Here is a 12,510-nt window from a genome sequence, read left to right on the forward strand (position 1 = left end):
AGTCGAACGTTTAGATTCGATTCCTGGTATAGCTACTCGAATGGCAGAACAAATCTTAGCGGAAATCGAGACGAATATTAAGAAACAGTTTCCGAGTGCTGCGCATTTATGCTCATGGGCTGGACTCGTTCCTGGACATAACGAAAGTGCCGGAAAAAGGAAGTCCGCCAAAAACGGAAACAAATATCTGAAATCTGCCTTAGTTGAAGCCGCCCATTCTGTTGCAGCGTCAAAAAATGACCTAGGTGCCATGTATAGACGTACAGCTGCTCGAAAAGGCAAAAAACGAGCTGCCATAAACGTGGCCCATGCTATGTTGAGAATAGCCTACTATCTATTAACACGTGAAGAAATGTATGTGGACCTAGGCGAAGATTATTTTGACAAACAGAAGCAACAATCTATTGTAAAGTACGCAGTTCGGCGACTAGAAAACTTAGGTTATTCTGTGACCATAACTGAAGTCTCCTAATTATTCAAAATGCCTATCTTCTTCATTTCGGGCGCAGCACCCTTTTTAAAAAATGAGTGCGCGGCGTCTTCTTTACTATTGTCTTTTTACAGTAACAGAGATTTAATTTTCATGGGAGCTTAACCGATCTCCCAAAGTATAGAACAGGCTGCCTATTATCGGCAGCCTGATGTCGCGTTTCACGCGGCCTTTTTATTTTATGGGCACAACTTCTTGTCCTTTCCAAAAGACAAGAAGTTGTATTGTATTCCAATAACGGACACAAAGAAGATACCTTCCCCGTAGTTGCTAAACTTACGGGTTGACGGCCACTTTTACATTATACAATACATTTTAATGTCCCATAATTCGGCTTTACGAGAAGCGTCCTGTACAGAATGATTACAATAATTTATGACCTGACATCATGACTAGTAAAAATCTGGAAACCATGCTATGGTAAAACCATTCCTATGAAAGCGGGTGATCGATGTGACATCAGTGTGTACGTTGACTATCGCTGGTCTAGCCTCAACAATATCGAAGGAGGTCATCAAAATATGCAACGACCCCAAATATGGCACTATGGCCTTGTCGCGCGGGCGCATGCCGAATTGTGGACGGAAGTTGGTCCGGAAGCGGCGTACTACAAGAAGCTGATCGAGACGTCCGGACAACCGGCGCTTGATCTGGGCTGCGGCGGCGGACGCTTGTTGCTCCACTTTTTGCAGGCTGGTCTGGATGTGGATGGCTGCGACTACTCGGAGGATATGCTTGCAGTCTGCCAGGAGCGAGCAGCAAAGAAAAGCCTTTCACCCCGGCTCTATGCGCAGGCAATGCACGAGCTGGATCTGCCCAGGCGCTACAGGACGATATTTGCCTGCGGAGTGATTGGTCTCGGTGGAGAGCGTCGTCTAACTATGCAGGCAATGCAGCGCTGCCATGAGCATCTACGTCCAGGCGGCACGTTTGCATTCAACTATACAGCGCGATGGAACGATCCGCCCGCTTGGCTGGCGAGGTTGCCTGAGTACAGGCGGGCTGAACCCGAGGGATGGCCCGCATCCAGTGAGCGCCAGCGCCTGGCCGACGGCACGGAGCTGGAAATGGCTGCGCGGTCACTTGAGACAGATCCCTTGGAGAACGTCGCCACCCGTCAGATGCGACTCCGGCTGTGGCACGAAGGAGACCTTATCAAGGAGGAAGTTCAGACGCAAAGGTTGGATGACTATACGAAGAACGAGTTGGTGTTGATGCTTGAGCGCGCAGACTTCAGCGACATACAGATCTTTGGAGATTTCAGCGACGAACCAGCTACCGCAGACCACCATGAACTGATCTTTATCTGCCGAAAGTAAAATCGTGGGCAAGGTAAACAGGGATAAGATATCTCAAAGCCAAGTAGATGTAATGAATAAAGTCAATACTCTCTTCCTACTGCAATCGCAGTACAAATCCGAGTCCAATCCTGATAAAAAAACCGGATATAATGCAGGATTTTATAACCTTGTCGCAGGAAGTTAAGAGCGCAATAAAATGATCTTCCTGCAGAATCAACCGAGGAGCTGCAGCTCAGCTCCTCTTTTTCGTTCCCGCTTAATTCGATGCCTGCCGGAGTTATGGAGAGTCATTCAACTATCCTGCCCGTTACTTTAATGAAAACGGCAGCTGACCATCAAGTCAGCTACCGTCGTGTCGTTCTTAAGCTATCGTCCTCCGTTAGTTACATAAGATAGCTTGCTTTTATTTTTACAAGATTTCTTTTTTCGCGTATAAAGTGAATAGGTTACCAACACTTTTTTTAAAAAACCTCCAATAATGAAAGGATATTCTTTCAAGTATTCTTATTAAAAATCTTCATCTTCGTTCATAGAAATAATATGACAATCTTCACAAACATTATCCTCGCTTAAAGTTGCTTCAGCACCACAGTCTTCACATTCACCTTTATGATCGTCTTTAAATTCATACTCTTCTTTACCTGTCCACCAATAAACGATTTTCTTTTGATCCATTTTAAAATCTCTCCTTTCTCTAAACATCATAGAAAACTCCATAACCATAGAATCTACGTAGACATAACAGCACCTCTTATACAAACCTTTATGCTAATTTTAGCATATGGTCTTATTGAACTAAACTGCCCGTTAGCGTAACGAGGCTGCCGTTCAATCCTACGGCAGCCTCGTTTTAACTATCGTTATCCATTAGTTCAGTCGTTCGATCAGATTTTGAATGTAACAAATATTTGTTTCGAGTGACTAGTACAGCTTAATACATCACATGCCTTTGTTCTTTTGCGGATTCATATGCGCATTCGATCAGACGGGTAATCCCAATTGCCGCATCAATGTCAAAGTAGGGTAAGCTTAGCTCCGTATCGGACGACACCAGCCTTACAAACTGGGCGCTTGGAAGTTCGTCGTCTTCCGGAACGTTCTCGCTCGGAACCGGCATCAAGTTTTCGTGGCCAGGCACATGTTTGGATTGCAGCAATACCCGGAAGTTGGACTTATTCGTGCCGGAAATGACCAGAATTCCCTCTGTGCCGATGATCTCCAGCAAATTATCGATGCGGTAAGAGACAAATGAGGTGTGGGAAGTACCAATGGCTTCGCTGTCAAATTCAATTATGGTGGTCGAATTTTCATCGCTTCCGGTGCCATACAGTTCATTCATCAGGCAGGTAACCTTTTTGGGCATTCCACAAAAATGCGGCAGAAGATATAATCCGTGGCAGCCCAAATCCAATGTCACTCCCCCGCCGGTTTGAGCAGGATCAAACCAGTATGTTGGAAGCATGGTTTTATCTAATGCCGCTTGATGAGCGCGTCTGAAATAGGCTGACGTCACGCGGCCGAGCTTGCCTTCATCCACCAGCGTTTTGGCGTAGCGGTATGGGCCAATGATCTTGGATTCCAGGGATACAGCAAATTTCACACCATTGTCGAGGATGGCCTTTTTGATCGCGAGACAGTCTTGTACCGTTAGAGCCAGCGCTTTATCTGTGAAAATATGCTTTTTGGCGTTGGCCGCCTTTATGATGACTTCCTTGTGCATTGCGGTGGCACACTCCACCATTACCGCATCTATATCTTTTCTGCTAAGTACGCTGTCCAAGTCGCCTTCATAAGCGACCCCGAACTGTTCGGCAAAAGCTTTGCCTCTTTCTTCATCATCATCCCAGACCACTTTTAACTCCGCTATTCCGGTCTTTAATGCTTCCTTTACAAAATTTTTGGTATGAACATGCCATGCGCCAAGTAATGCCAAATGAACCATATTTCTCGCCACCTCGTTATAAATTTTAAATTGGAAAATACAAATACTTAGCTTCTGTCCCATTTTTCGTGATTATGTCACGTTATTATGGCTTCTCCACACAACTTCTGGATTCCTTTGGCGAAAATGAACTTTTTTTATCGAATATTCAGATATTGTTAACCGTTAATCAAAAGGGAGTTTTGTGTCAATCGCGCCCTAGGATTGTGCGTCCAGACTTGAATGTGGCGAACGGAGCAAATAACCTGACGATCACTGGACACCTAAGTCGAACTGGGCAGAGCGACTACATTGCGGGCCATGGAGGCGATTCCGTCGGCATCGTGCCTTCGCGCATCCGGCAATACGCCGAACGTTCGGGTCCTCGGCAGTGAAGAGGATTGAGACAAGTCTTCAAGAGTATTATGTGCGCGGGTTCGTTGGCCACACTTCGTCTTTTTCCAACACCCGATGAACTGACTAAGCTGCAGCCTCAAGACGTAATAGCAGGCTTGAAAACACTTATGAAACGGCATTCTGGCGAGCGGAAAGCTCGAGCTCTTATCTCTCTTGCTATTCGTTCTGTTGGTTCTAAACAAGCCACGAATGCCTACAAGCTTCACTTGAAGCAATTACTCGATGAGTACGACCTTGCTTGCCTGCAACTCAGAACCGTTGAGCTGGAAATCATCGCCGTGGTGGTTCATTCAACGTACCCGTTTAGCTTAACTTTTAGCAGGTTCTGTAATAATAATGAATGTCATCGACTGACCAAAGCAGGAAAAACTTCGCTGCCTCCCACCTGTGACAGGGCTTTCATCCTTTCCCAAAATAAATCTCTCGGTTTTGTCTCCTCAAGAAGTACCCCTGATAACAATTGATTTTCAAGTGATTGTTGTACCATGTAACACCGTTTTTAGTTAAGCGATTGATGAGGTACTTGTCTGTTAAGCCCTTGCGGATTGCACAAAGTACATTGGGGGTTAAGGGGAAAATAAATTCTGTTCTTCCTTCTGGATTGGTAAAGAAACTACAAACTGAATTATCACTCGATATGAATTCGCTATCGCTGGGAGCTATTAAAAGTTCGATAGTCGAGTTATCGATGTAAAATCTGGCTTCATTCCAAATAGCCCCTGTCTCATTAAGGTATTTTCTGAACAAACTCAAGATATGGTTGTGCATTAACTCGTCGTATGCTGTTTCGAGAAATGGCAAAAGACGTTCACTATTTGGTATGGGAATGTTTTTACAACTGGCATAAATTTCGTCAGTAATTTCCAAGATAACACGCGGATAGGGTAACGAACGCCATTTCAAAGACACGAAGAATCGAATTAACATCTCACGATTAATCGCGGGAATAGTCTCTGCTGTGGTGTTGTTTTCGAGTGTTTTTAAAATTGTATCACGAATGGAGTGCCAATATTTTTCATATTTAAGATTCCAGTTTACCTCGATATCTTTCTTTTGATGACCCAATATTTTAGCTCTTAGCTCTTCTTTCAGTTCTGGGGAAACGATATTTCCGTTCTTGTAGCGGATTGTCCAATTTTTATAATCATTAAAATGAGCATTCATAAATTTATTGTCCTCGATACAATCGCCTTCAATATAAACCTTAAAATCTTTTAAAGGCGAAAAAAATACCGCGCATTCTTCTTCTGTGGCCACCAAATAGCCTGCTCGAATGGTGTGATAATCATCTATTCCGGCAAACTTCTTTTTTGTGTTAACAGCTGTGCCTAAATCATCTACTCCCTTTTTAACTACATAAAGGAAGTTTTCTTTATGATACCAAGGTTTCATGTAAACCCTTGGAGTGAGATGGTGGTATAAAGCGTTAGTTTCCAATGTTTAACCTCCAAAAACAATGTTCTACCGCTGCCATTGCTCTCCCCGGAGACAGCATTACATCCCTGTTAAAATGAGACAAGACCGTCGAGCAGTACGAACAGGAGATGGAGCAACGATCAGTGGCGCACTTGGTACAATCCATTTTACCGTATAATGGATTTATTGGTTCGATTTTTTGAAGTGCCAATTTATTGTGCTAAACTGCCCGTTAGCGGAGAAAAACAAAAACGGCTGCCGAAGCAACCGCTGTTTTACTATCTCGTATCCGTTAGTTGAATGTTTAAAGTCGTTAGTTGAACCGCCGCTATGCTGCCCTTATGCTCAACGATGTTTAACTCCATTATAAAATAAGGCAACCAACCCCTGGTCGCCTTATTAACACATTCAGAAGTTATAAGTAAATCCTGAAGCCTACGTATACGTATTGAACAAATTGTTAGATGTTTAGTCGAGATTTCTTAGTGCCTGCTTGCTTACGGTGTCCAGCTTGGTCGCTTCCTCTTCGGTCAGTTCTGTGTCAATGGAATGCAGATTCTCAAAGAAATGCTTCTCGTTCTGCGTGCCCACGATCGCCGAGGTCAGGCCCTTTTGGCGTAGCAGCCAACTAATTGCGATTTGCGAGAGAGTGGCATCCTTGACTGCGGCTATTTCCTCCAAGAGACGGATTAGGTCCGCGGTTTTCAGCAGGTTTGCTGATTGGAATAAAGGCCTCTCCTTGCGAAAATCTGTCACTTCTTTGCCTTTGTGGAAAATTCCGGTTAGAATCCCCTTGGCGAGTGAATTGTAGCTCATGATGCTGATGTCGTTTTCCAAACAATAACCAAGCAAATCGTCTTCGATGCTGCGCTGGAGCATATGATACTCCGGTTGAATCGCGTCGACCCGTCCGTATTGCATGGCCTTCTTCAGCTGAGCTAGCGAGAAATTGGATACACCGATGGCACGAATAACGCCTTCTTCTTTCAGCTTGCTCAGCTCTCCCATAGACTCCTCGATCGGGATTTCGTTACTAGGCGTATGGATGTAATACAAGTCGATATAGTCAGTGTTCAGCCGGAACATGCTTTGCCACAGGGCCGTACGGATCTCTTTGGGCCGTAGGTGATGAGCGCTTACCTTAGTTGCGATCACGCATTGTTTTCTTACATCGCCTAGGGCTTTTCCTACAATAAACTCTGAGCGTCCTGCCCCATAGAGCTCAGCGGTATCGAATGAGTTTACTCCGTTGTCAAAGGCTTGGCGGAGAAGCCGGATGTTGTCCTTTTCGGGCCTCAGCTCCCAGCGAGTCCATCCGCCTGAGAAGGCGTTACCTCCTCCCAGCTCCATTGCGCCGTACGTAATGCGGGACACTTCCATGTCTGTTCTGCCGAGTTTTGCGTACTTCATTAGTTTTCTACTCCTTTCTCGAATCGATATGTACAGGGACAAAACGATATGCCTTGAATCGAAAATTGACTACTTACGAAAAATTCGCTCATGAATTTCTCCCGCATTTTTTGTAATAATATTTAATTCGGGTTCATCCCAATAACTCCTCCCAACTTTAGTCATCAATTTTCATACCGATCCAGGAAATTACATTACGATTAACAAAAAAAATGAACGTCCCATAATTTTAGTTCGATTCAGACTCTAGATTTAGACGAGAACTCAATGCCTAACCTGTACGCCACGCGGCGGCAACTTATGCATCCAAAACAAAAAAGCCTTTGATTATCAAGGACTTCGACAGAATAGAGTAAAGTTACTTTGACCCTGCTTATTGAACTAAAGTACCCGTTAGAATTCCTGTAAAACGAATAATTTGGCGTTTGAACAAAAACGAGCGCCCCGGTACGATGGGGTTACGCACGAGGTCAAAAGCCTCAAAAAGCCCATCAGGAGGTCGCTCTACTATGAATTTTAAAGCACAGGACAAGCAAAATCAACGGATTGAAAACATTACCGTTCATCACCTGGTCGTTGGCGTAGACATCGCACAGGAAGTCCACGTGGCCCGCGCCGTCAGCTTTCGTGGCATTGCGCTTGGCACTCCGCTCGAGTTTGGCAACCATCGTGAAGGGTTCAAGCTATTCGAACGTTGGATTCAGGATCTACTCAGCACCTACAAACTGAGCAGCGTCATGGTTGGCATGGAACCCACCGGCCACTATTGGTTCAGCCTAGCTCGTTGGCTTATCGCTCAAGGCATTGAAGCTGTTCTGGTTAATCCTCATCTCGTCAAAAAGAACAAGGAAAACCGGGACAACTCACCTTCTAAAAGCGATCGTAAGGATGCCCTTGTCATTGCAGATATGATCAAAAACGGGTACTACTCCCCCGTTCGTTTCCATCCGGAAACCTATGAGGAGCTGCGTATTCTCATGGCAAATCGAGAAACGGTTACCAAACGTCTCAACAGTGCAGTGAATCAGATCCATCGTTGGGTAGACATTGTCTTCCCCGAGCTGCGCCAAGTCTTTAAAATCCTTACCTGCACCAGTGCAATCGCAACGCTCAGAACCTTTCCTCTACCGAGTGAAATCAGTCGGTTAAGCACGGAACAGGTCCTCGACGGTTGGAAGCAATACGTGAAGCGTCATGCCGGTGTTAAGCGCGCTGAACTGCTCATTTCACTTGCAAAATCGAGTGTCGGAACCATCAAAGCACTCCATGCTTACAAACTTCATCTTGGGCAATTGCTTGAAGAATACGACCTGGCACAGCGCCAACTGGAACAGATCGAGCATGAGCTCCATCTCATTCTGGAACGCATTCCCTACGCGCAAAAGCTGCTTGAAATACGAGGCGTCAGTGCAACGTGTCTAGCTGGTGTGCTCGGTGAGGCCGGTGATCTAAGTGGCTATTCGCACGGAAATGCGTTGCTGCGGCATGCCGGATTGAATCTAGCTGAGGCCAGCTCCGGAAAGTGGCGAGGAAAGATGGTGCTTAGCAAACGAGGTCGGCCACGTCTGCGTCATTTCCTCTATCTCATGACGATGTGTATGGTCATGACGAACCCGGAAATCCGGGCTTTGCACCGTTACAATGTGGAAAAAAAGAATCTAAAGAAGATGAAATCCATCATGAAATTATGTAGCAAAGTAGCTCGTCTGTTAGTCAGCCTGGCAAAAAGCAGCGAGTCTTACGATTCAACCAGAGTTTTCCCACAGGCAGCTTAAGATCAGTCGATCTCACCAGCTCAAGCATTCGCAGGATGACAAGAAGCACGGAGTATCGGGAGACGTTACGCAAGAGGGCTCGGACCCGTTCCGTTAGAAAGACCGACCTCCACCCCTTAGTTAGATGTGACGAAGGAATGAAAGGGCTATGACCCGTTGAGACATGGGAGCGAGAATCGCTAGGGCGAAGTGGAGACGTGCGCATTTTGGAACAATATGGGTGATAGATTCTTCACCTTTATTTCCGCATGCTCCATTCTTCGTCTTCCAGCAACCGGCTTCACCACCATCCCCTTCTTCATACTGACTACAGGGTGAAATCCTGCGAATTCATGAGTCTGAGTGAGGAAACTGAATCATTTCGAGGGAGCGTAATAGATCTGTTTAATCGATTATGGTTGCCAAACTTCCCATATGTTACCGTCAGGATCAGCGAACGTTATGTTTGGTCCGCTTGTCACCCGTTCTCCTAAAATATTCACTCCGTTTTCCTTAAAACGTTCAAATAGCTCCTCGATCCGTGGAGTAATGAAACATGCCATTGCATGGGGTTTGCCGCTGTCCAATGGCCATGAAAAGCGTAATCGACCGCCTTCTTCGTCCGATTTGTGAAGGAACAGAGCGGGTACAACTTGCCTTAAACCAGGTGAAGGCAGGTTTCCATTCCGATCGGGAAAATTCAAAACAGCCATCACCATCCCAGGCTCAATATGGTCGTTGTTTGCAGGTTGGTACCCTAAATTCTTTTGGTACCATTTAATAGACTCGTAAACATCATTTACTGGTACGTAAATACAAGTTATACCCGTAATGTCTTCCAGTCTTTCTTCCACTTTGATGTCCTCATTTGCCTGCATATCCGTTTCCTCCCTCTCAATATCTTAAATCAATAATGATCACATACCACACCCAACGATTTCTAATTTTACCACTATTACACATGGATGATATGTAATTTTTTATATTTTTTTCACTTGTTCATTATGCTATCCTGCCCATTAACGGGGGAAAAGGCAACCGATTGAATGGCTGCCTTTTCATTGATGTATTGTACTATCGTTTCCATTTAGTTTAATGATGAGTTCCGAAAGCCATACATAAATTCGAGTAAGTTGCCACTTTAAAATCTGTCGTTTCTCTTGATAATTCATAAAAATTCTTCAGTCCAATAATTCCAAGTCGACAGTTATTTCTACCGACATTCCTCCATGAAGATAATTATTACTTACTGTAGCAATATCTTCTAGTGAGCCAATTTCTATTGGTTTTTCTAAAATCTGTTTAATTCTTTCATCATCCGTATGATTATTCTTGCTTCACTTTGATTTTCAAAGCGATTATGCTTAATTGCTAATTCCATAGGTGTTCTCTGTTCAAAATCCCACCAACCATATTCACCGTATTTATTAAAATCAATATAGGAAACGCGTGCAATGATTATTTCTTCTCTATTTAGTCCTAATGCCATAAGAGCATTGATAATTCTTTGTTCAAACTCCTTATAATCATGTATAAAAATAACAGCAGGCTTATCTTTTTGATCTAACTTCTCTACTTCTTGGGGGTCTAGATTGTCTATAAAATCCCTAAAATATGATGCTGGTACCGTCGCCTTTAAGCTGTGCTTTCCCTCTTTATTTGGACAATCAAACATACTTTGCTTTAAAATATAAAAGCAAAAACATGGCAGCTCCATATCCCGAGATCTCTTCAAGTAAACACGTTGGCCAATGGGGATACGAACCAGATCAGAATATTTTTTATATTTCTGATTTAGTTCAATTAAATGCTCAATATCAAATGCATGAAATGTTGCCATTGTTCCTTCTAATTTGTCTCCACCTCTTCGTAACAATCAATTAATAAATCCTTTACACTTTCTAGCTTATGGTCGTATAAGCTACGAATGAGTTTTTGTGTCAGATTATCATGTTCATCTTCAGGAGCTCCCACGCCAATTAATCCAACTGGGTCAAATTCATTAACAATTTTTCTAAGAGCTAAAAAATCACTCATGTACTCCTTGGAGTTATTCTTCTTTTTATTAATAAATATCAGCCCCTTGTGCGTTATCTATAATTTTTTTCATGAGAATATAACACCTCGTCATTTTCACTTCATTAATTCAAGTCTACCACCAAACTAACCTTGCCCGTTCGTAATGAATCTTTATTACTTTAGGTATTTCTTTAGCGGAAAAAGGCTGACAAGCTTGAAAAAGTTCTTATTTTTCTTTTTTCCATCCTTCTTTTAACCAATCGTACAATTCGGGTGATTCCGCACGAATCCTGTCCGAGTCAATACTGAGAACGATTTCGCCTTTTACGGATATGCAGGTTTTTGTACGGCCTCCAGCATATGTTTTGGTTACACAATTATACGCTGGTTCAATAGTTATGATCTTACCGTCATTCTTTTTTATTTCTATAACCATTGGGTAGCCGTGCTTGCCATATTCCTTTTGACCACCAATTGGTTTCGAAGAGTTTATCCAGTCAACAATTTTTGTTATTGTGATTTTTCCAATTTCCTCAGTGCTTTGATACAAATGGGAAGGTTTCGTACTTGCTAACCCCCCAACAACCTGCATTGATGCAATATCTTCAACCTTTAGTAATTGCGTTGTTGATGAGTTCCAAGCGGTCAGGATAATGATGGACACGACAACTATAAATACGATTTGAATATTTTTCATTACTTAACCCCAATTCGACTTTTTAGTTGAGTTAACGGGCACGATAGCATAATGCCGAAGGGCTGCCGCGCGGCAGCCCTTCGCTACGCTAACTGGCAGGATACTTCAAGTTAATTTGGGGAAAATAGCCTAGAATTCAAGGTTTTATTGTTCTGTTTTCCACCTCCTATTCAACCATTCATACAATTCGGGAGATTTTGCTCGTAAGTTTATTGAGGTATTACTTAGAACGATCTCGTCTTTTACTGCGCCACAACTTTTCATTGTGCCAATTTGTGTTTGCTCGGAGATGTGTATATCAGTTGGAGGACTTTTTAGCGTAACACACTTGTAGCCGGGCTCAACGTAAATGGGCTTACCTACATTCATTTGAATTTTTAATATCATAGGGTATCCGTGCCTGCCATATTCGGGTTGAGTACCGAGAGGAACTGAAGAATTAATCCAGCCTACAATTTTTGTGATCAGAGCTTTTCCAGTCGCATCCGAGATTTTATATAAGGGGGAAGGCTTTGTACCGTGGAGTCCCCCAACAACTTGCATAGAAACAACATCTTCGACCTTTAGTATTGGGGTTTTGGGTTCAAACACCTCTTTATTTGATCCACAAGCAGACAAAGCAAAGATAAAGAAAGCAGTAAACAGCCCAATATAGAGTTTTTTCAATTGGGTAACCTCCATTTTTAAGGTTGGTACTTCCCCTCTATATTCTGCCCTGCGTTCTTTTTTTCATTACCAAGTTTTACTAAAACAAAGTGTAAGTAATCTGCCCGTTACTTCAACGATCAGGAGCAGGTCGCCGCGGCGCCTGCTCCAGTCATAAAACTCCCTCATTCGGAAGTCCTCGATTTATTATTTGTCTGATGGAAACTCAATCCTCATCGCTCCGGATTCTTCTGCCAGTTAGTTTAGTTCAAAATCGTTGTACCAGGTGCGGCCACAGGTGTTCTCGAAGGTTCTTATTCACTTCTTCCCAGACTACATATGAAACCACCGTAAATAAAAAAGGCTGACCCGATGGTCATACCCCTGTCAAGTAGACATTAGAAAAAAGCTATGCTGCCAGCGCGCACCGGTATTCAATC

Annotated in this window: 12 protein-coding genes and 1 pseudogene; 4 read left to right on the forward strand and 9 right to left on the reverse strand. The window is 43.5% G+C overall.

Going from position 1 to position 12,510, the window contains the following annotated elements:
* A partial coding sequence (locus tag ACFPYJ_RS20165; protein ID WP_379190007.1) for a transposase occupies positions 1–472 on the forward strand: 472 nt, incomplete at its 5' end.
* A gap of 539 nt (positions 473–1,011) precedes the next feature.
* Entirely contained in the window at positions 1,012–1,809 is a 798-nt protein-coding gene (locus tag ACFPYJ_RS20170; RefSeq protein ID WP_379190008.1) for a class I SAM-dependent methyltransferase, read from the forward strand.
* A 489-nt stretch (positions 1,810–2,298) separates the two neighbouring features.
* On the opposite strand, the gene ACFPYJ_RS20175 is transcribed toward ACFPYJ_RS20170, so the two are convergent.
* Both ACFPYJ_RS20175 and ACFPYJ_RS20180 read right to left on the reverse strand, forming a co-directional pair.
* On the reverse strand, positions 2,299–2,466 hold the full coding sequence (locus ACFPYJ_RS20175) for a hypothetical protein (RefSeq protein WP_379190009.1): 168 nt from the start codon (positions 2,464–2,466) through the stop codon (positions 2,299–2,301).
* Positions 2,467–2,722: 256 nt separating this feature from the next.
* The gene (locus ACFPYJ_RS20180) at positions 2,723–3,796 is read right to left on the reverse strand and encodes a Gfo/Idh/MocA family protein (protein WP_379190010.1); all 1,074 of its coding nucleotides are present in this window, start codon (positions 3,794–3,796) and stop codon (positions 2,723–2,725) included.
* 317 nt (positions 3,797–4,113) lie between these two features.
* Between ACFPYJ_RS20180 and ACFPYJ_RS33215 the strand changes: the two are divergent.
* Positions 4,114–4,413: pseudogene (locus tag ACFPYJ_RS33215) on the forward strand (IS110 family RNA-guided transposase); the annotation flags it as partial.
* Between the two features lie 115 nt (positions 4,414–4,528).
* On the opposite strand, the gene ACFPYJ_RS20185 reads toward ACFPYJ_RS33215, so the two are convergent.
* On the reverse strand, positions 4,529–5,566 hold the full coding sequence (locus tag ACFPYJ_RS20185; protein ID WP_379190011.1) for a DUF4238 domain-containing protein: 1,038 nt from the start codon (positions 5,564–5,566) through the stop codon (positions 4,529–4,531).
* 447 nt (positions 5,567–6,013) lie between these two features.
* Entirely contained in the window at positions 6,014–6,955 is a 942-nt protein-coding gene (locus ACFPYJ_RS20190) for an aldo/keto reductase (protein WP_379190012.1), read from the reverse strand.
* Between the two features lie 509 nt (positions 6,956–7,464).
* On the opposite strand from ACFPYJ_RS20190, the gene ACFPYJ_RS20195 reads away from it, so the two are divergent.
* Positions 7,465–8,730 (forward strand): IS110 family RNA-guided transposase, encoded by a 1,266-nt coding sequence (locus tag ACFPYJ_RS20195; RefSeq protein WP_379190013.1) that lies wholly within the window; start codon positions 7,465–7,467, stop codon positions 8,728–8,730.
* A 392-nt stretch (positions 8,731–9,122) separates the two neighbouring features.
* On the opposite strand, the gene ACFPYJ_RS20200 is transcribed toward ACFPYJ_RS20195, so the two are convergent.
* The 5 genes from ACFPYJ_RS20200 to ACFPYJ_RS20220 form a co-directional block, all read right to left on the reverse strand.
* A complete protein-coding gene (locus ACFPYJ_RS20200) occupies positions 9,123–9,587 on the reverse strand; it encodes a VOC family protein (protein ID WP_379190014.1) in 465 nt (154 codons plus the stop codon).
* Positions 9,588–10,000: 413 nt separating this feature from the next.
* Positions 10,001–10,585 (reverse strand): hypothetical protein, encoded by a 585-nt coding sequence (locus ACFPYJ_RS20205; RefSeq protein WP_379190015.1) that lies wholly within the window; start codon positions 10,583–10,585, stop codon positions 10,001–10,003.
* A complete protein-coding gene (locus tag ACFPYJ_RS20210; protein ID WP_379190016.1) occupies positions 10,558–10,746 on the reverse strand; it encodes a hypothetical protein in 189 nt (62 codons plus the stop codon). The genes ACFPYJ_RS20205 and ACFPYJ_RS20210 overlap by 28 nt, the downstream gene beginning before the upstream one ends.
* A 208-nt stretch (positions 10,747–10,954) precedes the next feature.
* Positions 10,955–11,425: a hypothetical protein gene (locus ACFPYJ_RS20215; RefSeq protein WP_379190017.1), complete on the reverse strand. Its 471-nt coding sequence runs from the start codon at positions 11,423–11,425 to the stop codon at positions 10,955–10,957.
* A 144-nt stretch (positions 11,426–11,569) separates the two neighbouring features.
* Positions 11,570–12,091, reverse strand: a complete 522-nt coding sequence (locus tag ACFPYJ_RS20220; protein WP_379190018.1) for a hypothetical protein — start codon at positions 12,089–12,091, stop codon at positions 11,570–11,572.
* Positions 12,092–12,510 lie beyond the last annotated feature (419 nt).

The organism is Paenibacillus solisilvae, from assembly GCF_042656405.1.
Lineage (GTDB): Bacteria > Bacillota > Bacilli > Paenibacillales > Paenibacillaceae > Paenibacillus_Z > Paenibacillus_Z solisilvae.

What these genes read in the sequence shown, in the direction of transcription:
- ACFPYJ_RS20170 (WP_379190008.1), top strand. Translation starts at nt 1,012, where the DNA reads ATGCAACGACCCCAAATATGGCACTATGGCCTTGTCGCGCGGGCGCAT.
- ACFPYJ_RS20175 (WP_379190009.1), bottom strand. Translation starts at nt 2,466, where the DNA reads ATGGATCAAAAGAAAATCGTTTATTGGTGGACAGGTAAAGAAGAGTAT.
- ACFPYJ_RS20180 (WP_379190010.1), bottom strand. Translation starts at nt 3,796, where the DNA reads ATGGGACAGAAGCTAAGTATTTGTATTTTCCAATTTAAAATTTATAAC.
- ACFPYJ_RS20190 (WP_379190012.1), bottom strand. Translation starts at nt 6,955, where the DNA reads ATGAAGTACGCAAAACTCGGCAGAACAGACATGGAAGTGTCCCGCATT.
- ACFPYJ_RS20195 (WP_379190013.1), top strand. Translation starts at nt 7,465, where the DNA reads ATGAATTTTAAAGCACAGGACAAGCAAAATCAACGGATTGAAAACATT.
- ACFPYJ_RS20200 (WP_379190014.1), bottom strand. Translation starts at nt 9,587, where the DNA reads ATGCAGGCAAATGAGGACATCAAAGTGGAAGAAAGACTGGAAGACATT.
- ACFPYJ_RS20210 (WP_379190016.1), bottom strand. Translation starts at nt 10,746, where the DNA reads ATGAGTGATTTTTTAGCTCTTAGAAAAATTGTTAATGAATTTGACCCA.
- ACFPYJ_RS20215 (WP_379190017.1), bottom strand. Translation starts at nt 11,425, where the DNA reads ATGAAAAATATTCAAATCGTATTTATAGTTGTCGTGTCCATCATTATC.